The 334-nt window shown below is 67.1% G+C and carries 1 pseudogene; it reads right to left on the reverse strand.

Annotated elements, in window-relative coordinates:
* Positions 1 to 334: pseudogene (locus AB4Z38_RS25900) on the reverse strand (pyruvate dehydrogenase (acetyl-transferring), homodimeric type); the annotation flags it as partial.

Here is a 334-nt window from a genome sequence, read left to right on the forward strand (position 1 = left end):
CCTGCGGTGGCGCCGATGATGAAGCCGCGGGTCATTTGGTCCGCGGCGGCCCAGAAGGCGTCGCCGGTGCGTTGGAAGCCGAACATGGAGTAGAACACGTAGATCGGCACGAGGGGTTCGCCGTGGGTGGCGTAGGCGGTGCCGGCGGCGGTGAAGGCCGCGACGGCGCCGGCTTCGTTGATGCCGGGGTGGATGAGCTGGCCCATGGGGGATTCCTTGTAGGCCAGGACGAGGTCCCGGTCCACGGAGAGGTAGTTCTGGCCCTTGGGGTTGTAGATCTTCGCGGTGGGGAAGAACGCGTCCATCCCGAAGGTCCGGGACTCGTCAGGGACGA

The sequence above is a fragment of the Arthrobacter sp. 2RAF6 genome, from assembly GCF_052115205.1.
GTDB lineage: Bacteria > Actinomycetota > Actinomycetes > Actinomycetales > Micrococcaceae > Arthrobacter.